Raw genomic sequence first — 1,291 nt, 5'->3', positions numbered from 1 at the left:
TTGAGCAAGTGCTTGAACGCATGCCTTGGCCGGCTTGGCCGGCTCGACGACGACCTCGACCGGCAAAGCGCCCCTACCTGATGCCTGTGGCGGCTTAGCAACAATGGACCAAGGCATGATCAAGGCCATCTGGAGGAAGATTGTTTCTTAGCAGATGGTATAGATCAAACAACAACTCCCTCTCATCACCATAGTATGAATGCCCAAGAACGCTAGTATCAATGGCTGAAGCATCAATTGTATCGAAACCTTGAAGAACAACCATATTTTTTCCAGATTGCCCTAGTCTATGACTTTTTTGAACTTCATTAGCAATTTCCAGTGCCCTATCTTTTGAAGATGAATATATAGAGTATCGCTCCGCCTTATTTTTGAAGAAGGGCGCAATGTGATCTACGAAAATTTTAGAATTGATATCAGGTGCAGCTAGTACGACTTGGTTTAGCTTAACTTCTCCTATTTCGATACTTTTAACTGCATTAGCAAGTACCCGGCTACCCATGCTGTGAGCCAACACATTTATTGTCCCAACCGTTTAGTAAAAACTATGCACTTTAGTGCAAGACTTTTAGTAAACTCTCATTTATGAGGTCTTATCGCAAATCTTCGCACACTGTTCACGACTTAAAAGTTCACTTAATCTGGGTCACGAAATACCGATATGCGGTATTAACGAAAGAGGTAGGTTATCGGACACGTGAAATTATCCGGCAAGTCTGTGCGCAAAATGATGTACAGATTATCAGTGGTGTTGTTAGCAAAGATCATGTGCATTTGTACATATCCTATCCGCCAAAATATTCAGTCAGTGATTTGGTTAAATGGTTTAAAGGTCGTAGCTCACGAAAGCTTCAGGAAGAATTTCCGCAACTTAGCAAACGATATTGGGGGAAACATTTCTGGGGAATTGGTTATGCGGCCTTCAGTTCAGGTCACGTGACTGACGAGATGATTCGAGAATATTTGCAGCATCACGAAGATCACCCAAATCACCAAGATGATGGTTTTTCTGTTGAATGACTTTGAGTCATGATTTAACTGACTTTAGTCAGTGTCAACTTTCAGTCGGTTTTAACCGAAATCGCGACTTTCAGTCGCTATTCATACTATGGACTTTCAGTCCATAGTGATTGATTTTTGTTGCTTTTGTGCGCTCATATATTTCATCACGGTAGGACGGCCAGTTACCCGGCCGCCCCCGTACAGATCCCGGCGTGCGGAACTACCGCACCGGGCTCCTCGAAGTGATTCGCTTCACACGCGGCAACATTGCATAATACTCAGAAGCTGT

General features: G+C 43.5%; 2 protein-coding genes. One reads left to right on the top strand and one right to left on the bottom strand.

Annotation, left to right across the window (positions count from 1 at the left end; translation table 11 throughout):
- Positions 1-94: 94 nt before the first annotated feature.
- Positions 95-517, bottom strand: a complete 423-nt coding sequence (locus CKO36_RS19090; RefSeq protein WP_338053529.1) for an alpha/beta hydrolase — start codon at positions 515-517, stop codon at positions 95-97.
- A 68-nt stretch (positions 518-585) separates the two neighbouring features.
- Between CKO36_RS19090 and tnpA the strand changes: the two genes are divergently transcribed.
- A complete protein-coding gene (gene tnpA / locus CKO36_RS19085) occupies positions 586-1,020 on the top strand; it encodes an IS200/IS605 family transposase (RefSeq protein ID WP_200286480.1) in 435 nt (144 codons plus the stop codon).
- Positions 1,021-1,291 lie beyond the last annotated feature (271 nt).

The sequence above is a fragment of the Rhabdochromatium marinum genome, from assembly GCF_016583795.1.
GTDB classification, from domain to species: Bacteria; Pseudomonadota; Gammaproteobacteria; order Chromatiales; family Chromatiaceae; genus Rhabdochromatium; species Rhabdochromatium marinum.
The sequence above is the reverse complement of the archived record's forward strand: the minus strand, read 5'-3'. Positions and strand labels throughout refer to the sequence as shown.